Genomic DNA, 17,380 nt, shown 5'->3' with positions numbered 1-17,380 from the left:
GTTTACGGCGTGTCCTGCAAGCCCACACCGCCCCGCCATCCCACGGAATGCCGCTTCGGCTTTTGACGTTGCCGTTGCATTGAGCAGGTGCAGGGCGCAGCCCTGCCGAAAAAACTACTCCGCGACCGACTCGACCTGCCGCGGTTCCGGCCTCGTATCCGGCAGCTGCCAGAAAATCATCGTCGAGGTCAGCGTGATCGCACCCACGCAGATGAACGTCGCATGCAGCGCCGCCGTCGCACCATGGCCTTCCAGATGCGTGCCGAATGCCGCCAGCAGGCTGCCGGCCGCCGCCGCGCCGAAACCGGCCGCGAGCATCATCACCATCGACAGCAGGCTGTTGCCCGAGCTGGCGTACTCGCGGTCGAGGTCACGCAGGGTCACGGTGTTCATCACGGTGAACTGCAGCGAATTGACCGCACCGAAGAACGCCAGCTGCACCAGGCGCCAGGCCAGGTGCTGGCCCGGGTCCATCAGGATGAAACTGGCCATCGCAAAGCCCACCAGCACGGTGTTGATCATCAGCACGCGGCGGTAGCCGTAGCGTTCGACCAGCTTCACCGCCAGCTGCTTGGACACCATGCCTGCCGCCGCCACCGGCACCATCATCAGGCCCGCGTGCATCGGGCCCAGGCCGAGGCCGACCTGCAGCAGCAGCGGGATCAGCATCGGCATGGCGCTGCTGCCGATGCGCGAGAACAGGTTGCCGAGGATGCCGATGCGGTAGCTGGGCACGCGGAACAGTGCCAGCGAGAACAGCGGCGCGGTGGAATTGGCGGCGTGCAGCCAGTAGCCGACCAGTGCGGCCAGGCCGGCCACGGTCATCAGCATGATCAGCGCGTGCGGCGTGCCCAGCCCGGAGATGCCATCCAGTGCCAGCGACAGCACCACCATCGCAAAGGCCAGCATGATGTACCCGCGCAGGTCGAAGCGGATGCGATGGCTGGCGTAGTGGTCTGGCATGATCTTCATCGCGGCGATGAAACCGATCACGCCGATCGGCAGGTTGATCAGGAATACCCAGTGCCACGAGGCGATTTCCACCAGCCAGCCGCCGAGGGTGGGGCCGATCAGCGGGCCGACCAGGGCGGGGATGGCGATGAAGCTCATCGCGCGCAGGAAATCCTCGCGCGGCACCGAGCGCATCACCGCCAGGCGGCCGACCGGCAGCAGCATCGCGCCGCCGATGCCCTGCAGCACGCGCGCGCCGACCAGCTGGTGCAGGTGCTGGGCCAGCGCGCAGGCCAGCGAGCCGAGGGTGAACAGGATGATCGCCACCAGGAAGGTGCGGCGGGTGCCGTAGCGGTCGGCGATCCAGCCGGAAGCGGGGATGAAGGTGGCGACCGCCAGCGCGTAGCTGAACACCACCGACTGCATCTGCAGCGGGCTTTCGCCCAGGCTCTTGGCCATCGCCGGCAGCGCCGTGTTGACGATGGTCGAATCGAGCATCTGCATGAAGATCGCCAGCGAAACCAGCCAGAGAAGCGGGCGGAAACGGGCGTATTCGGCGGCGGATGCGGCGGTATCGGGTGCGGGCGCGCCTGCGGGCGACGGTTCGGACATGGCGTGGGGGCCGGTGCAGCGTGGGGCCGCCATGATCGCGCAATGCGGGTCACGGCGCGATCAATGCCGCGCCGTGGCCCGTGCCGGGGTTCAGCGCTGGCTGTGCGCGTGCACCGCGTCGACCAGCACCTGCACGTGCGCCGGGTCCATGTCCGGCGACATGCCATGGCCGAGGTTGAATACATGGCCCTCGCGCGAACCGCCGTTGCCGGCCGCATAGGTATCGAGCACGCGTGCAGCGGCCTCGGCGATGGCGTCGGGCGAGGCGTACAGCGTGCTCGGGTCGAGGTTGCCCTGCAGGGCAACGCGGCCGCCGGTGCGGCGCAGGGCTTCGTCCAGGTCCAGAGTCCAGTCCAGGCCCAGCGCATCGGCGCCGGTCTGCGACAGCGCTTCCAGGTGCAGGCCGGTGCCCTTGCCGAACAGGATCAGCGGTGTGCGCTCGCTGCCTTCGCCGCGTTCCAGGCCTTCGGCGATGCGCTGCAGGTAGCGCAGCGAGAACTCGCGGTACATCGCCGGCGACAGCACGCCGCCCCAGGTGTCGAACACCTGCAGGGCTTGCGCGCCGGCCGCGCGCTGCGCACCGAGGTAGGCGATGACCGCGTCGGTGGTCACTTCCAGCAGGCGATGCAGGGCCTGCGGGTGGTTCAGCGCCATCGCTTTGATGCGTGCGAAATCCTTGCTGCCGCCGCCTTCCACCATGTAGCAGGCCAGCGTCCAGGGGCTGCCGGAGAAGCCGATCAGCGGTACCTGGCCGTCCAGTTCGCGGCGGATCAGGCGCACCGCGTCCATCACGTAGCCCAGGTCCTGTTCCATGTCCGGCACCGCCAGCCTGGCGATGGCGGCTTCATCACGCACCGGGTGGCGGAACTTCGGGCCTTCGCCTTCGACGAAGTACAGCTCCAGGCCCATCGCATCGGGAATGGTGAGGATGTCCGAGAACAGGATGGCCGCGTCCAGCGGGAAGCGGCGCAGCGGCTGCAGGGTGACCTCGCAGGCGATCTCAGGGTTCTTGGCCATGGCCAGGAAGCTGCCGGCCTTGGCCCGGGTCGCGCGGTACTCCGGCAGGTAGCGGCCGGCCTGGCGCATCAGCCAGACGGGGGTGCAGTCCACCGGTTCGCGGCGCAGGGCGCGCAGCAGGCGATCGTTGCGGAGGGGGCTGGTCACGATGGGCATTCCTTGGGCGAAAGTTGGCAGCGGCGTCAGTCGCCGTGCGAAAGCATCTGGAAGCCGCGATGCAGTTCGGCATCACGGGCCTTCTCGAAGGCGTGGCGGGCTTCGTCTGCCTGCAGGAACAGCTCGCGCCGCAGCTGCGAGCGCGCACCGACGCGGCCGCTCTCGCGCAGCAGCTCCCAGCCGCCGAACAGGTCCGGCTGCAGGCTCAGGCGCAGGAAGCGCGGTGCCTGCGCACCGGCATCGGGATGTTGCAGGTAGACGTGCATGGGCCGATTGTATCGCCCCGGGGGCGACACGGACCTGTAGAGCCGAGCCCATGCTCGGCTGCGCTTCATGCCGCGAAGGACCGGTAGCGCCGGGCCGTGCCCGGCGGACGCGCGCGGTGTCAGCCCGCGCCCAGCACCTTCAGCACCGCCGCTTCATCCACGTCCGGCACCACTTCGGCCCGGCCCATGCCGCGCCACAGCACCAGGCGCAGGCGGCCGGCCACGTTCTTCTTGTCCAGCCGCATGCGGCCCAGCAGGGCCTGCGGGTCGAGCCCGGCAGGGATCGCCACCGGCAGCTGCAGCTTTTCCAGCAGCGCCTGCAGGCGCAGGCGGTCGGCATCCTCGGCCAGGCCCAGGTCGGTGGACAGCTTCGCCGCCAGCACCATGCCCACCGCCACGGCCTCGCCATGGTTCAGTGCATCGCGGCCCGGGGCCGAATAGCCCTGTTCGGTCTCGATGGCGTGGCCGAAGGTGTGGCCCAGGTTGAGCAGGGCGCGCTCGCCCTTTTCGAACGGGTCGCGTTCGACAATCGCGGCCTTGTGCCGGCAGCTGCGCGCGATGGCTTCGGCCAGTGCGGCATCTTCGCCGGCCAGCAGCGCCTCGGCGTGCTGCTGCAGCCATTCGAAGAACACCGCATCGCCCAGCGCGCCGTACTTCACCACTTCGGCCAGGCCGGCACGCAGTTCGCGCGGCGGCAGGGTGGCCAGCACGCGGGTATCGGCGATGACCGCGCGCGGCGGATGGAAGGCACCGACCAGGTTCTTGCCGGCGGGGATGTCCACGGCGGTCTTGCCGCCCACCGAGGAGTCGACCATCGCCAGCAGGGTGGTCGGCAGCTGCACGCAGTCCACGCCGCGCATCCAGCAGGCTGCGGCGAAACCGGCCAGATCGCCGACCACGCCGCCGCCGAGGGCGAACACGCAGGCATCGCGGGTGGCGCCCAGCGCGGCCAGTGCTTCGATGGCGCGGCCGAACTCGGCCAGGGTCTTGGAGGCCTCGCCGGCCTGCAGCACGTGCTCGCCGACGATCAGGTCCGGGCGCGCGGCCAGCAGGGTCTGTTTCACGGCAGCCAGGTAGCGCGGGGCGACTTCGCTGTCGCTCAGCAGCAGCACGTGGCGGCCGCGCACATGCGATGCCAGCGCAGCGCCGTCGGCCTGGGCACCGGCGCCGATGGTGATGGAATAGGGGCGGTCGCCGCCAACGGCGACCTGCAGCAGGGCGGGGGAGGTCATGCGGTCAGGTCCTGGCGCTGCCATTGCGTGGCCAGCTTGACGACAAGCTGGGCGGTGGCGTCGGCAGCGGTAAACGGGTCGGTATCGAGGGTGAGGTCGGCCAGCTCGCGGTACAGCGGGTCGCGCAGCGCGGCCAGATCGTGCAGCACCTGCTCGCGGTCCGGGCGCTGCAGCAGCGGCCGGCCCTTGTCGCGGGCCAGGCGCTCCAGCTGGGCCGCCACGCTCACGCGGAGGTAGACCACGAAGCCGCGCTGGGCGATCAGTGCACGGTTGCCTGCTTCCAGCACGGCACCGCCACCGGTGGAAACCAGTTGGCCGTGGCCTTCCAGCACGCGGGCCAGGGCCTCGCGCTCATGGCTACGGAAGCCGGCTTCACCGGAGTGTTCGAAGATCGTGGGAACGCTGGCCCCCGCCGCGTCGACGATGGCCTGGTCGACATCGACGAAGTCCAGCGTGAAGCGCTCGGCCAGGCGGCGGCCGATGCAGGTTTTGCCGGCGCCCATCGGGCCGATCAGGATCAGGTTCGGAGCAGGATTCATGCCCTCTGATCCTACCACTTCCGCACCCCCGGCCTGGCACGATGGTTGCTGTTGGAAGCATCCGCCGTACCGCAGCGGGCGGCCTCAGCGCACCGCCTGCACCTGGCGCTGGCCGTCCAGCACCACCACATGGTCGGCGCGGTCGGGCAGGGCACGCAGCGCCTGCCGGCTGACCCGTTCGTAGTACTGCACGAAGCGCTCCAGCTGCGGGCGGCTCATGCCATGGCGGCCGGGCTGGGCAGCCTGCAGGTTCTGTTCCTGCTGCCAGCGCCAGCGCGGCACCACCGAGAAATCCGGCGGCTGCAGGAACCACAGGCGGTCGCAGCGCTGCCACAGCGCCGGGTAGTCACGGGCCAGCGCCTGGTTGCACCAGCGCCGCCAGCGGCCATCCGGGTCGGCCTCGCGCTCCAGCGCGTTCAAGGGGCTGTCCAGCTCGGCATCGTCCTGCGCGGGCGTGCCGAGGAACCAGCCTTCGAACACCAGCAGGTCCAGCGGGGCGTCCAGCGCGGCCCACTGCGCTTCGGGCAGGCGCTCATCGGCCAGTTTGTCGAAGCGCGGCAGTGCCAGCGGCTGGCGTGCGGCCACCGCGTCAAGCACGGCATGGGCCAGCGGCAGGTCGTGGGTGCCGGGCGGGCCGCGGGTGATCAGCAGCGGGTGGACCTGGCGGGCCAGGCGCTGGCGCTGCGCGCGGGTCAGGTAGACATCATCGATGGACAGCGCCGCCGCGTTCAGGCCGCGTGCCTGGGCGCGGGCGACCACCTGCGCGGCCAGCGTCGATTTGCCGCTGCCCTGCACGCCGCTGATCGCCAATACTGGCACCGTGGCGCCGCTGGCCAGCGCATCGTCAAGCGCCTGCTCGGCAAGCGCATCCGGGAATCCTTTCACCTGGGGCATGTACGCAGCAGCAACCATGCCGCCACAATAGCCCAATCCGTGTGAGAAGAAGCGAACCATGAGCGACCTTTACGCCGAAGCCCTGTCCACCTTTGCCGCCCTGTTCGACGAGGCGAAGCAGAGCCGCGAGGTCGAGCCCAACGCGATGACCGTGGCCACCGCCGATACGCAGGGCCGCCCGTCGGCGCGTACCGTGCTGCTGAAGGCCTTCGATGAGCGCGGTTTCGTGTTCTACACCCACCTGGACAGCCACAAGGGCCAGGAACTGCAGGCCAATCCGCAGGCGGCGCTGCTGTTCCTGTGGCGCAGCCTGCGCGAGGCCGGCATCCAGGTGCGCATCGAAGGGCGCGTGGAGCAGGTGGCCGATGCCGAGGCCGATGCCTATTTCGCCAGCCGCCCGCGCATGAGCCAGATCGGCGCGTGGGCATCGCTGCAGTCGAAGACGCTGGCGACGCGCGAGGAATTCGATGCGCGCGTGGCCGAGGTCGAAGCCCGTTTCGAGGGCAAGGATGTGCCGCGTCCGGAGGGCTGGAGTGGCCTGCGCGTGGTGCCCGACCGCATCGAGTTCTGGTACGGCGCGCAGTTCCGCCTGCACGAGCGCTGGTGCTACCAGGCCGGTGCCGAAGGGCGCTGGAGCAAGCGGCTGCTGTACCCGTGAGTGATGCCGCGCCGACGATCCGCAAGGCCTCGCCGGCCGATGCGGCGGCGTGGGCGCAGTTGCGGCTGGGTCTGTGGCCGGATGCCGATGACCCGCTGGAGGAGTTGGCGCAGTCGCTGGACGACGCCGACGGCGCGGTGTTCCTGGCCTGCCTGGCCGATGGCGAAGCCGTAGGTTTCGCCGAAGTGCGGCTGCGCCACGATTACGTCAACGGTACGGAATCTTCGCCGGTGGGCTTCCTGGAAGGCTGGTACGTGCAGCCTTCGTGGCAGGGCCATGCCGTGGGCCGTGCACTTCTGTCGGCGGTGCAGGACTGGACGCGCGCGGCCGGCTGCAGCGAACTGGCTTCGGACAGCCGCGTGGAGGATGTGCTGGCGCATGCCGCACACCGCGCGTGTGGTTTCCAGGAAACCGAGCGGGTGGTGTATTTCCGCATGGCGTTGGACGCAGAGCCGCCCCGGTAACTGCTTTTTGTAGAGTCGAGCCATGCTCGACTGGTTTATCCGTGAGGCTGTGTGCATCCTGACCTTGCTGTGCTGTCAATCCGATTGCAGCACAGCAAGGTCCGAGGGCTATCTACTGGAGTCCGGCTTCTGGTGACGCATGGGAGTTCACGTTTCGGTGGGCAGCGCCAGTAGCGGGGCCGGTACACGTGATGCTTGTCTCCACGGCACCTGTGGTGCCAGAGGCGTCCTTGAGCGACGTCCGCACTCTGAAATGCTTGGGCCAATCAGGACCGCTCGAATTGCATCCCCATGTGAAGGTCAATGGTGAGGGGGTATTGGTGGCGTAGCGGTTGGTGCCGCCTGTGCACGTCCACCCCGCAGGGCAGGAGATGACTTCAAGAGTTAAATCGACTGGGAAGCGCGGGTACCCTTTGAAGTTGATATTGACCGGTATGGATGGCGAGGGTCCGGAAACATCAGGAACACTTTCGGTCTCAAAGGCGGACGTCAATGTCGATATTCCGAGAATGGACAGCCGTTCGATAGGCATGAAGTAAAGGTGATTGATGCGGTCACCGGCGCCGCGGGCATGCACAATTCCGTAAGCGCTCCTATGCCCGGCCTCCCCGGAGAATACAGGGCCGCCGCTATCGCCATCTGCATTCATTTCGGCGTCGTTTGCGTTTCTAGCCCGAACATATTTCGCAGGCAGTCCGTTGTAATCTTCCGTGGCGGCATTGGTGTCGGCAATTTCTCCGCAGGTGTATCCAGTCGTAACGCCGCTCTTGCAGACTGGCATGCCTACGGCAAGGTCAATGGACGGAGTCTCGCTGACGATTGACTCAGGACTGCCCTCGATAATTATCTCGTTTTTTTGCTGCTTGGCGGTGCCTATGACTCGCTGCTTGTTCCACTGAACGTCGTAGATGCCTGCATCACTTTCGTTCTGATAAAGCAGCTGCAGGGTGGAGTTGGAATAAGTCAGATTGTTGTCGCAATGCCCGGCCGTCACGATCCCAAGTTCACGTGTGGCGGGGTCTACAACGTTGAATCCCATCGTACAGATCCTGTTGTTTCCGCTGACCTTGTTTCCTCAAACAAGTGCCGTTGTCTGAGGGAATCCAGTCGTTTCATTGATCTTGATGAAATCTACTGCGGAGAGGATCTTTGTCAGGACGTCTCTTGCTCTGCTCGCATCCAATACGTGTAGTTCGACTTCAGATTTTCTGATGTCGATTCCGCTCTCGAAGCGCACTCCCGATTTGGACAGCTGCTCGCCGACTTCTTCCTGGACTGCTAGTAGCAGCTCAACGGAGCGAGGTGCAATTTTCGCAGAATAGAGTCTGCTCTGAGTGTACTTGGCCAGGTTCCGCTGTGGATCCTTGGTGAAGAGAACGACGATCTGGAAATCGGGGGTGTGTTCAATATAAAGGCCGGCGAATGTTTCCGGGTTGTCCGCGGCAATGCGTTGCTGCAGCTTTCCGGCCTCTCTCGATGCAGCAAGACGCTGCGTCGCCTCTGTGATCGAGGTCTTGTAAGTCTCAGAGTACTTTTCAGCCACTATGTCCCTGTTCTGGGCTGTTGCGCTCAGGCTGAATATTGCCGACGCTGCAATCAGGGCGCTCCCTGAAATTAATTTTACGTGCAATCCGAGTGTGGCTGTCATTGAACTTCCTTATTGAATGGCTGGCCTGCTCTCGATCTGACGGTATGAATTACCGATTCGTACGATGGTCTCCTGAAGCCCATTGGCAATGACTTCTATCGCGTGCGGAAATGCTCTGGTGTGAGCTGTATCGCATTTTCTGATTTTGGGCCAGGCGCGCGAGACTGGAGGTAGCGGATTTGGGAGGTGTCGTCGCTCACGGTCGTGTTTCCAGCCAAGGAAATCATGCGTGCAGGGTAGCGGGCGGGACTATCGCGTCAGCATTGCGATGGTAAATCCATCGAAAGCGCGCCTTCTGTTAACGAACAGGACTTCCTGGTCAGTTCGACTCAGCCGAAAAATGAAAGTCCAGTACATCCACGCCACGCCAGGTTGCGGATCGCTACAAGCCCTCGGCGCGCAACCAGCGCCACAGCGTGGTGCGTGACACGCCCAGCGCCTGCGCCATGCCTTCGCGGTCATTGCGGTGTTCCTGCAGCAGCGCTTCCAGCTGCGCGCGCGGCGGGCGCTTGCCGTTGCTTTCCACGGGCAACGCGGCGGTACCTTCACTCACCAGCTCCGGCGCCAGCTGCAGCAGGCGGGTGGCATCGATGAGCCCTTCGCCCGGCTGCCAGTGGATGCGCAGGCGATCCACCAGGTTGCGCAGTTCGCGCACGTTGCCGGGCCACCCGGCGGCGGTCAGTACGCCCATTGCCTCTTCGTCCAATGGCGCGTCGATCCCACGCAGTTGGCGGAAGAAATGCTGTGCAAGCAGCGGAATGTCGCCACGCCGCGCGCGCAGCGAGGGCAGGGCGATACACAGCGCGGCGAGCCGGTAATACAGATCGCGGCGGAAGCTGCCGGCGGCCGCGCGCTGCTCCAGTGACTGCAGGGTCGCGGCAACCACGCGCAGGTCCACCGGCGTTGGTTCGGTGGCACCCACGCGCAGCACCTCGCGTTCTTCCAGCACCCGCAGCATGCGCGTCTGCAGTGGCAACGGCAGTTCGCCTATCTCATCGAGGAACAGGGTGCCGCCGTCGGCGGCCTCGACCAGGCCGACGCGACCACCGCGCCGCGCGCCGGTGAAGGCGCCATCGCTGTAGCCGAACAGCTCCGCTTCCAGCAGCGATTCGCTGATCGCGCCGCAGTTCAGTGCCACGAAGCGGCCACGACGGCCGCTGGCCGCGTGCAGCTGGCGCGCGACCAGTTCCTTGCCGGTGCCGGTTTCGCCGGTGACCAGCACGGTGCTGTCATGCGGGGCATACAGCGCGATCTGCGCACGCACCTGGGCCATCGCCTCGCTGTCGCCGAGCAGGGCGTGCGCATCGCTGCGCGGGGCGGTGCGGCGGCGCGCGACCGGGCGGCTGCCGCCGGAGCGGGCCAGCGCCTGGGTCAGTTCCAGCGCATGTTCAAACGCGTGCCGTACCGAATCGGCCGAGTACAGCAACACGCCGGGCAGGCCCATCTGTTCGGCGTGGTCGATGGCCATGCCGGTGCCGACGATCACCTCGATGCCGTTGGCGCGCAGGTCGGCGATGCAGTCGCGCGCATCTTCGCGGGTGACGAAGCGGCGGTGCTCGATATCCAGGCCGAAACTCTGCTGGAAGTTGCTGAACACCGGCACGTCGCTGGCGTGGGTGACCAGGCCGATGCGCGGGGCGATGCGGCGGGCGCGGGCCAGTGCCTCCATCAGGTCGAAGCCATTGGCCTGGATCGGTACCAGCGGCAGTTCCAATCGGCCGCGCAGCCAGGCCGCGTTGGAGCCGCCGGCGATGACCACGTCGCAGTGCTCGCGGCGCAGGCGTTGGCCGATCACATCCACCGCTTCCTCGAAACCGAGGTTGATCTGCTCGATGCGCGCGCGACGGTCGAACTCGGGGATGACATCGCCGAGCAGGCCGGTCAGGCGCGAGACGCTGACCGTCCAGATGACCGGGCGGCCGGGGTCGGCATCAGCGTGGCGCAGGGGCGAGCGGGGCAGATACATGACGGCAGTCGTGGGTGACGATGTTTCATGATACATCCGTTTCAATGTTTCATATGTTTCATTATTGCGGCATGGTCATGCCTTTGAAATCAATCGCTTGCAGCTTGGCATGGTGTTTGCGCCTTCTATCCCGTTCCCAACCTGGATTGCCGCATGACCGCTTCCACTCCTTCTTCCGCCGGTGCCCGCTTCCGTGAGGCGCTGGCTGCCGAATCGCCGCTGCAGGTGATCGGCGCGATCAACGCCAACCACGCCCTGCTGGCCAAGCGCGCCGGCTTCCGCGCCATCTACCTGTCCGGCGGCGGTGTCGCTGCGGGTTCGTTGGGCCTGCCGGACCTTGGCATCAACACCCTGGAAGACGTGCTGATCGACGTGCGCCGCATCACCGATGTCTGTGATCTGCCGCTGATGGTGGACATCGATACCGGCTTCGGTCCGAGTGCGTTCAACATCGCCCGCACCGTGAAGTCGCTGATCAAGGCCGGCGCGGCCGCCTGCCATATCGAGGACCAGGTCGGCGCCAAGCGCTGCGGTCACCGACCGGGCAAGGAAATCGTCTCGCAGGGTGAAATGGTCGACCGCGTGAAGGCTGCCGCCGATGCCAAGACCGATCCGGACTTCTTCCTGATCGCCCGCACCGACGCCATCCAGGTGGACGGCGTGGACAAGGCCATCGAGCGCGCCATCGCCTGTGTCGAGGCCGGTGCCGACGGCATCTTCGCCGAGGCCGCCTACGACCTGGACACCTACCGCCGCTTCGTCGATGCGGTGAAGGTGCCGGTGCTGGCCAACATCACTGAATTCGGTGCCACCCCGCTGTTCAGCCGCGACGAACTGGCTTCGGCCGGCGTGGCCATCCAGCTGTTCCCGCTGTCGGCCTTCCGCGCCGCCAACAAGGCGGCCGAGAACGTCTACCAGTCGGTGCGCCGCGACGGCCACCAGCGCAACGTGGTCGACGCCATGCAGACGCGTGAAGAACTGTATGACCGCATCGGCTACCACGCCTTCGAACAGCAGCTCGACGCCCTGTTCGCCGCCAAGAAATAAGCAGTACCCTGCACCATCAGTTTTCGGAGGGAAAACATGAACGATACGACCGCAAACCCGACCTTCAAGCCGAAGAAATCCGTCGCCCTGTCCGGCACCGCTGCCGGCAACACCGCGCTGTGCAGCGTCGGCCGCAGCGGCAACGACCTGCATTACCGCGGCTACGACATCCTGGACCTGGCCAACACCAGCGAGTTCGAGGAAATCGCCTATCTGCTGGTGCACGGCAAGCTGCCGACCCGCGCCGAACTGGTTTCGTACAAGGCCAAGCTGAAGTCGCTGCGCGGCATCCCGGCCGCGGTGAAGGCCGCGCTGGAAGAGCTGCCGCCGTCGGCGCACCCGATGGACGTGATGCGCACCGGCGTGTCCGTGCTCGGCTGCGTGGCGCCGGAAAAGGATGACCACAACCATCCGGGCGCGCGTGACATCGCCGACAAGCTGATGGCCTGCCTCGGTTCGATGCTGCTGTACTGGTACCACTGGAGCCACAACGGGCGCGCCATCGACGTGGAAACCGACGACGACTCCATCGGTGGCCACTTCCTGCACCTGCTGCACGGCGACAAGCCGCAGGATTCGTGGGTGAAGGCGATGCACACCTCGCTGATCCTGTACGCCGAGCACGAGTTCAATGCCTCGACCTTCGCCTGCCGCGTCATCGCCGGCACCGGCAGCGACATGTACAGCGCGATCTGCGGTGGCATCGGCGCGCTGCGCGGCCCCAAGCACGGCGGCGCCAACGAAGTCGCGTTCGAAGTGCAGAAGCGCTATGACAACCCCGATGAAGCCGAGGAAGACATCAAGGCCCGCGTCGAGCGCAAGGAAGTGGTGATCGGTTTCGGCCACCCGGTCTACACCGTGTCCGATCCGCGCAACAAGGTGATCAAGGACGTGGCCCGCGAGCTGTCCGAAGAACAGTCCAGCATGAAGATGTACGACATCGCCGAGCGCCTGGAAACGGTGATGTGGGACATCAAGAAGATGTTCCCGAACCTGGACTGGTTCAGCGCCGTCAGCTACCACATGATGGGCGTGCCGACCGCGATGTTCACCCCCCTGTTCGTGATCGCCCGCACCGCCGGCTGGAGCGCGCACATCGTCGAGCAGCGCATCGACGGCAAGATCATCCGCCCGAGCGCCAACTACACCGGCCCGGAAGATCGCGAGTTCGTCGCCATCGACAAGCGCGCCTGATCCACCTGCTGTACCCATCCGGCCGGCCGCGCGCCGGCCGGATGCCTTCGTTGCCGCTTCGTCGGCACCCGGCCCGCCTCAAGTACTCCGCCAGCCCATGAATACCGATTACCGCAAGAACCTCCCCGGCAGCACGCTGGACTATTTCGATGCGCGCGCCGCCGTCGACGCGCTCCAGCCCGGCGCCTACGCCACGCTGCCGTACACCTCGCGCGTGCTGGCCGAGAACCTGGTGCGCCGCTGCGATCCGGCTACGCTCAGTGACTCGCTGGCGCAGCTGATCGAGCGCCGCCGCGACCTGGATTTCCCGTGGTTCCCCGCACGCGTGGTCTGCCATGACATCCTCGGCCAGACCGCGCTGGTGGATCTGGCCGGCCTGCGTGATGCGATCGCCGACAAGGGCGGCGACCCGGCCAAGGTCAATCCGGTGGTGCCGGTGCAGCTGATCGTCGACCACTCGCTGGCGGTGGAATGCGGTGGTTTCGACCCGCAGGCATTCGAGAAGAACCGCGCGATCGAAGATCGCCGCAACGAAGACCGTTTCCACTTCATCGACTGGACCAAGCTGGCGTTCGAGAACGTGGACGTGATTCCGCCGGGCAACGGCATCATGCACCAGATCAACCTGGAGAAGATGTCGCCGGTGATCTACGTGCAGGACGGCGTGGCCTTCCCCGATACCTGCGTGGGCACCGACAGCCACACCCCGCACGTGGATGCGCTGGGCGTGATCGCCATTGGTGTGGGCGGCCTGGAAGCGGAGAACGTGATGCTGGGCCGCGCCTCGTGGATGCGCCTGCCCGACACCGTCGGCGTCGAACTGAGCGGCCGCCCGCAGCCGGGCATCACCGCCACCGACGTGGTGTTGGCCCTGACCGAGTTCCTGCGCAAGGAACGCGTGGTCGGCGCCTGGCTTGAATTCTTCGGCGAGGGTGCGGCGGCACTGACCATCGGTGACCGCGCCACCATCTCCAACATGTGCCCCGAATACGGTGCCACCGCCGCGATGTTCTACATCGACGCGCAGACCACCGAGTACCTGCGCCTTACCGGCCGCGAGGAAGCGCAGGTGGCGCTGGTGGAAAACTACGCACGCACCACCGGCCTGTGGGCCGATGACCTGGCCACCGCACAGTACGAGCGCGTGCTGCACTTCGACCTGTCCAGCGTGGTGCGCAACATGGCCGGCCCGTCCAACCCGCACAAGCGCGTGGCCACCGCCGAGCTGGCCGAGCGCGGCATCGCCGACGAAGCCAAGCTGGAAGCGGGCAAGGCCGAGCAGGCGCAGGGCCTGATGCCCGATGGCGCGGTGATCATCGCCGCCATCACCAGCTGCACCAATACCTCCAACCCGCGCAACGTGATTGCCGCTGCACTGCTGGCACGCAATGCCAACGCACGTGGCCTGCAGCGCAAGCCGTGGGTGAAATCGTCGCTGGCACCGGGCTCGAAGGCCGTGCAGCTGTACCTGGAAGAATCCGGCCTGCTGCCCGATCTGGAGCAGCTCGGTTTCGGCATCGTCGCCTTCGCCTGCACCACCTGCAACGGCATGAGCGGCGCGCTGGACCCGAAGATCCAGCAGGAAATCATCGACCGTGACCTGTACGCCACGGCCGTGCTGTCGGGCAACCGCAACTTCGATGGCCGCATCCATCCGTACGCCAAGCAGGCGTTCCTGGCCTCGCCGCCGCTGGTGATCGCTTACGCCATCGCCGGCACCGTGCGCTTCGACATCGAGAAGGACGTGCTGGGCGTGGATGCCGACGGCAATGACGTGCGCCTGAAGGACATCTGGCCGAGCGACGCCGAAATCGACGCCGTGGTGAAGGCCTCGGTGAAGCCCGAGCAGTTCCGCAAGGTCTACAACCCGATGTTCAACGTGCGCGTGGAGAACGGTGCGCCGGTCAGCCCGCTGTACGACTGGCGCCCGCAGAGTACGTACATCCGTCGTCCGCCGTATTGGGAGGGCGCACTGGCCGGTGAGCGCACGCTGTCCGGCATGCGCGCGCTGGCAGTGCTGCCGGACAACATCACCACCGACCACCTGTCGCCGTCCAACGCGATCATGGCCTCCAGCGCTGCAGGCGAATACCTGGCGAAGATGGGCCTGCCGGAAGAGGACTTCAATTCCTACGCGACCCACCGCGGTGACCACCTGACTGCGCAGCGCGCCACGTTCGCCAATCCGAAGCTGTTCAACGAGATGGTGCGCAACGACGACGGCAGCGTGAAGCAGGGCTCGCTGGCGCGCGTGGAGCCGGAAGGCAAGGTCATGCGCATGTGGGAAGCGATCGAGACCTACATGGACCGCAAGCAGCCGCTGATCATCATCGCCGGCGCCGACTACGGCCAGGGCAGCTCGCGTGACTGGGCCGCCAAGGGCGTGCGCCTGGCCGGGGTGGAAGCCATTGCGGCCGAAGGCTTCGAGCGGATTCACCGCACCAACCTGATCGGCATGGGCGTGCTGCCGCTGGAGTTCAAGCCGGGCACCACGCGCCTGACCCTGGGCATCGACGGCACCGAGACCTTCGATGTGGTCGGCGAGCGCACCCCGCGTGCCGAACTGACCCTGGTCATCCACCGCCGCGACGGCCAGGACGTGGTCGTGCCGGTCACCTGCCGCCTGGACAGCGACGAGGAAGTGGCGATCTATGAGGCGGGCGGCGTGCTGCAGCGCTTCGCCCAGGATTTCCTGGAAGGCGCCAAGGTGGCGTGATAGCCCGCTGAATGCCTGCCCCCGGAGAGCGGGTGCGGGCTTGTCCGACACGAGGGCGGGGCGCACACTGACTTGGCAAAAACTGCCAAAGGAGAGTTTCATGGCCACCATGAACATTTCGCTGACCGACCCGCTCAAGCAGTTCGTGGATGAGGAAGTGCGCGAAGGCGGCTACTCCAGTACTTCGGACTATGTGCGCGACTTGATCCGCCAGCGGCAGCGCAGCAAGGCGGAGGAGTTGCTCAAGAAGCTCATCGCCGAGGGGCTGGCCTCGGGCCCTGCCATTCCAGTGACCGGTGAAACCTTCGAACGGATGCGTCGTGAATTGACCGAAAGGATGGAGCGTGAAGGCGATTGAGTGGAGGCCGAGTGCTGAGACCGACGCGGCCGATACCGCGCTTTGGTTCGCGCGACAGGGAGGGATGGCACTGGGCGTGCGTTTCCTGGCCGAGTTGGAGGCCACCCTGCAGCGCATCGCCCTGTTTCCTGCTTCGGGCTCCACCAGGCACGCCGATCTCGCCGCGCAGCTGCCTGGGCCGTTGCGCTTCATGCCGGTTTCTTCCTTTGATCGTTACTTGATCTATTACGTCGACCTGCCTGAGTGCGTGCACGTCATGCGTGTGTGGTGTGTTGACCGTGGGCTCGATCACTTGATGCAAGACATTTCCTGATATTCCAACGCGTGGACCCGACGATGACCTTCCTCCCGCAACTCCGTATTCCCGCCACCTACATGCGCGGTGGCACCAGCAAGGGCGTGTTCTTCCGCCTGCAGGACCTTCCCGAAGCCGCCCAGGTCCCGGGCGCCGTGCGCGATGCGCTGCTGATGCGCGTGATCGGTTCGCCCGATCCGTATGGCAAGCACACCGACGGCATGGGCGGGGCGACGTCCAGCACCAGCAAGTGCGTGATCATTTCCAGCGCCTCGGTGCCCGACCACGACGTGGATTATCTGTACGGCCAGGTGTCGATCGACACCGCCTTCGTCGATTGGAGCGGCAACTGCGGCAACCTCAGCACCGCCGTCGGTCCGTTCGCCATTGCCAACGGCCTGGTCGATCCGGCCCGGGTGCCGCGCGATGGCCTGTGCACCGTGCGGATCTGGCAGGCCAACATCGGCAAGACCATCATCGCCCACGTGCCGATGCGCGATGGCGAAGTGCAGGAGACCGGTGATTTCGAACTGGACGGCGTGACCTTCCCGGCCGCCGAGATCCAGCTGGAATTCATCGATCCGTCCGACGACGGCGATGCCGGCGCAATGTTCCCCACCGGCAACCTGGTTGATACGTTGGATGTGCCGGGCGTGGGCAGCTTCGAGGTGACGATGATCACCGCAGGCATTCCGACCATCTTCCTCAACGCCGCCGATCTGGGCTACACCGGCACCGAGCTGCAGCCGGCCATCAACGAAGACAAGGCGGCACTGCAGAAATTCGAGACCATCCGCGCCCACGGTGCGCTGCGCATGGGCCTGATCTCGAAGCTGGAGGATGCCGCCACCCGCCAGCACACGCCGAAGGTGGCGTTCGTGGCGCCAGCGCAGGATTACGTATCGTCCAGCGGCAAGGCCATTCCGGCCTCGGCCATCGACCTGCACGCGCGCGCGCTGTCGATGGGCAAGCTGCACCACGCGATGATGGGTACGGCAGCCGTGGCCATCGGTACCGCGGCGGCGATTTCGGGCACCCTGGTCAACCGCGCGGCCGGTGGCGGTGAACGCGAGGCGGTGACCTTCGGCCATCCGTCCGGCACGCTGCGCGTGGGCGCCCAGGCCGGGCGCGTTGACGGCCAGTGGACGGTTTCCAAGGCCATCATGAGCCGCAGCGCCCGCGTCTTGATGGAAGGCAAGGTGCGGGTACCGGCCGAGTAATGCCCTGGTAGCCGCCAACCTTGGTTGGCATGGGGGGCGCCAGCCAAGGTTGTCGGCTGCCGGGTTCCGGGCGGGACCGGGTTTCCGACCGCCGGTGCGTCAACTCCTTGGCGCGGCGCGCCTATAATGGCCGCCTCGATCAAGGAG

Annotated in this window: 17 protein-coding genes; 8 read left to right on the top strand and 9 right to left on the bottom strand. The window is 66.3% G+C overall.

Translation table 11 applies throughout. From position 1 onward, the window contains the following. Nucleotides 1-114: 114 nt before the first annotated feature. From mdtD to IAE56_RS09075, 6 genes are all read right to left on the bottom strand, one after another. On the bottom strand, nt 115-1,596 hold the full coding sequence (mdtD, locus tag IAE56_RS09100; protein WP_234455980.1) for a multidrug transporter subunit MdtD: 1,482 nt from the start codon (nt 1,594-1,596) through the stop codon (nt 115-117). A gap of 57 nt (nt 1,597-1,653) precedes the next feature. Continuing rightward, entirely contained in the window at nt 1,654-2,736 is a 1,083-nt protein-coding gene (hemE, locus tag IAE56_RS09095) for a uroporphyrinogen decarboxylase (RefSeq protein WP_200752310.1), read from the bottom strand. A gap of 26 nt (nt 2,737-2,762) precedes the next feature. Further along, nucleotides 2,763-3,002, bottom strand: a complete 240-nt coding sequence (locus IAE56_RS09090) for a WGR domain-containing protein (protein WP_106468857.1) — start codon at nt 3,000-3,002, stop codon at nt 2,763-2,765. A 119-nt stretch (nt 3,003-3,121) separates the two neighbouring features. Beyond that, on the bottom strand, nt 3,122-4,234 hold the full coding sequence (aroB, locus tag IAE56_RS09085; RefSeq protein ID WP_200752309.1) for a 3-dehydroquinate synthase: 1,113 nt from the start codon (nt 4,232-4,234) through the stop codon (nt 3,122-3,124). After that, entirely contained in the window at nt 4,231-4,773 is a 543-nt protein-coding gene (locus IAE56_RS09080) for a shikimate kinase (protein ID WP_200752308.1), read from the bottom strand. Before IAE56_RS09080 ends, aroB begins: the two co-directional genes overlap by 4 nt. 84 nt (nt 4,774-4,857) lie before the next feature. Next, nucleotides 4,858-5,685 (bottom strand): kinase, encoded by an 828-nt coding sequence (locus IAE56_RS09075; protein ID WP_200752307.1) that lies wholly within the window; start codon nt 5,683-5,685, stop codon nt 4,858-4,860. Between the two features lie 40 nt (nt 5,686-5,725). Here IAE56_RS09075 and pdxH point away from each other — a divergent pair, with 40 nt between their 5' ends. Both pdxH and aacA read left to right on the top strand, forming a co-directional pair. Next, the gene (gene pdxH / locus IAE56_RS09070) at nt 5,726-6,325 is read left to right on the top strand and encodes a pyridoxamine 5'-phosphate oxidase (protein WP_200752306.1); all 600 of its coding nucleotides are present in this window, start codon (nt 5,726-5,728) and stop codon (nt 6,323-6,325) included. Continuing rightward, a complete protein-coding gene (aacA, locus tag IAE56_RS09065) occupies nt 6,322-6,789 on the top strand; it encodes an aminoglycoside 6'-N-acetyltransferase (RefSeq protein ID WP_200752305.1) in 468 nt (155 codons plus the stop codon). The genes pdxH and aacA overlap by 4 nt, the downstream gene beginning before the upstream one ends. 112 nt (nt 6,790-6,901) lie before the next feature. Here the strand turns inward: aacA and IAE56_RS09060 are convergent, their stop codons facing one another. The 3 genes from IAE56_RS09060 to prpR form a co-directional block, all read right to left on the bottom strand. Then, nucleotides 6,902-7,828 (bottom strand): S1 family peptidase, encoded by a 927-nt coding sequence (locus tag IAE56_RS09060; RefSeq protein WP_200752304.1) that lies wholly within the window; start codon nt 7,826-7,828, stop codon nt 6,902-6,904. Nucleotides 7,829-7,864: 36 nt separating this feature from the next. Next, nucleotides 7,865-8,437, bottom strand: coding sequence for a hypothetical protein (locus IAE56_RS09055; protein WP_200752303.1), 573 nt, complete (start codon nt 8,435-8,437; stop codon nt 7,865-7,867). A gap of 382 nt (nt 8,438-8,819) precedes the next feature. After that, complete coding sequence (prpR, locus tag IAE56_RS09050) at nt 8,820-10,403, bottom strand: propionate catabolism operon regulatory protein PrpR (RefSeq protein ID WP_200752302.1); 1,584 nt, start codon at nt 10,401-10,403, stop codon at nt 8,820-8,822. Between the two features lie 153 nt (nt 10,404-10,556). Between prpR and prpB the strand changes: the two genes are divergently transcribed. The 6 genes from prpB to prpF all read left to right on the top strand — a co-directional run bounded on the left by prpB (nt 10,557) and on the right by prpF (nt 17,233). Then, nucleotides 10,557-11,450 carry a methylisocitrate lyase gene (gene prpB / locus IAE56_RS09045; protein ID WP_200732661.1) on the top strand — a complete coding sequence of 298 codons (894 nt, stop codon included), beginning with the start codon at nt 10,557-10,559 and terminating at the stop codon, nt 11,448-11,450. Nucleotides 11,451-11,486: 36 nt separating this feature from the next. After that, nucleotides 11,487-12,644: a 2-methylcitrate synthase gene (gene prpC, locus IAE56_RS09040; protein WP_108769642.1), complete on the top strand. Its 1,158-nt coding sequence runs from the start codon at nt 11,487-11,489 to the stop codon at nt 12,642-12,644. Nucleotides 12,645-12,741: 97 nt separating this feature from the next. Beyond that, the gene (gene acnD, locus IAE56_RS09035; protein WP_200752301.1) at nt 12,742-15,360 is read left to right on the top strand and encodes a Fe/S-dependent 2-methylisocitrate dehydratase AcnD; all 2,619 of its coding nucleotides are present in this window, start codon (nt 12,742-12,744) and stop codon (nt 15,358-15,360) included. Between the two features lie 100 nt (nt 15,361-15,460). Next, a complete protein-coding gene (locus IAE56_RS09030; RefSeq protein WP_200752300.1) occupies nt 15,461-15,718 on the top strand; it encodes a type II toxin-antitoxin system ParD family antitoxin in 258 nt (85 codons plus the stop codon). Then, entirely contained in the window at nt 15,705-16,031 is a 327-nt protein-coding gene (locus tag IAE56_RS09025; RefSeq protein ID WP_108769639.1) for a type II toxin-antitoxin system RelE/ParE family toxin, read from the top strand. The genes IAE56_RS09030 and IAE56_RS09025 overlap by 14 nt, the downstream gene beginning before the upstream one ends. Before the next feature lie 23 nt (nt 16,032-16,054). Next, nucleotides 16,055-17,233, top strand: a complete 1,179-nt coding sequence (gene prpF / locus IAE56_RS09020) for a 2-methylaconitate cis-trans isomerase PrpF (protein WP_200752299.1) — start codon at nt 16,055-16,057, stop codon at nt 17,231-17,233. Nucleotides 17,234-17,380 lie beyond the last annotated feature (147 nt).

Source organism: Stenotrophomonas sp. S41, from assembly GCF_016624625.1.
GTDB lineage: Bacteria > Pseudomonadota > Gammaproteobacteria > Xanthomonadales > Xanthomonadaceae > Stenotrophomonas.
Note: the sequence above shows the minus strand (reverse complement) of the source record. Positions and strands in the feature narration are given on the sequence as shown.

Excerpts from the sequence above, each read along its gene's own strand:
- IAE56_RS09055 (WP_200752303.1), bottom strand. The coding sequence starts at position 8,437 with ATGACAGCCACACTCGGATTGCACGTAAAATTAATTTCAGGGAGCGCC.
- IAE56_RS09090 (WP_106468857.1), bottom strand. The coding sequence starts at position 3,002 with ATGCACGTCTACCTGCAACATCCCGATGCCGGTGCGCAGGCACCGCGC.
- prpC (WP_108769642.1), top strand. The coding sequence starts at position 11,487 with ATGAACGATACGACCGCAAACCCGACCTTCAAGCCGAAGAAATCCGTC.
- prpR (WP_200752302.1), bottom strand. The coding sequence starts at position 10,403 with ATGTATCTGCCCCGCTCGCCCCTGCGCCACGCTGATGCCGACCCCGGC.
- pdxH (WP_200752306.1), top strand. The coding sequence starts at position 5,726 with ATGAGCGACCTTTACGCCGAAGCCCTGTCCACCTTTGCCGCCCTGTTC.
- aroB (WP_200752309.1), bottom strand. The coding sequence starts at position 4,234 with ATGACCTCCCCCGCCCTGCTGCAGGTCGCCGTTGGCGGCGACCGCCCC.
- IAE56_RS09080 (WP_200752308.1), bottom strand. The coding sequence starts at position 4,773 with ATGAATCCTGCTCCGAACCTGATCCTGATCGGCCCGATGGGCGCCGGC.
- acnD (WP_200752301.1), top strand. The coding sequence starts at position 12,742 with ATGAATACCGATTACCGCAAGAACCTCCCCGGCAGCACGCTGGACTAT.
- hemE (WP_200752310.1), bottom strand. The coding sequence starts at position 2,736 with ATGCCCATCGTGACCAGCCCCCTCCGCAACGATCGCCTGCTGCGCGCC.
- IAE56_RS09060 (WP_200752304.1), bottom strand. The coding sequence starts at position 7,828 with ATGGGATTCAACGTTGTAGACCCCGCCACACGTGAACTTGGGATCGTG.
- IAE56_RS09030 (WP_200752300.1), top strand. The coding sequence starts at position 15,461 with ATGGCCACCATGAACATTTCGCTGACCGACCCGCTCAAGCAGTTCGTG.
- mdtD (WP_234455980.1), bottom strand. The coding sequence starts at position 1,596 with ATGGCGGCCCCACGCTGCACCGGCCCCCACGCCATGTCCGAACCGTCG.
- prpF (WP_200752299.1), top strand. The coding sequence starts at position 16,055 with ATGACCTTCCTCCCGCAACTCCGTATTCCCGCCACCTACATGCGCGGT.
- IAE56_RS09075 (WP_200752307.1), bottom strand. The coding sequence starts at position 5,685 with ATGGTTGCTGCTGCGTACATGCCCCAGGTGAAAGGATTCCCGGATGCG.
- prpB (WP_200732661.1), top strand. The coding sequence starts at position 10,557 with ATGACCGCTTCCACTCCTTCTTCCGCCGGTGCCCGCTTCCGTGAGGCG.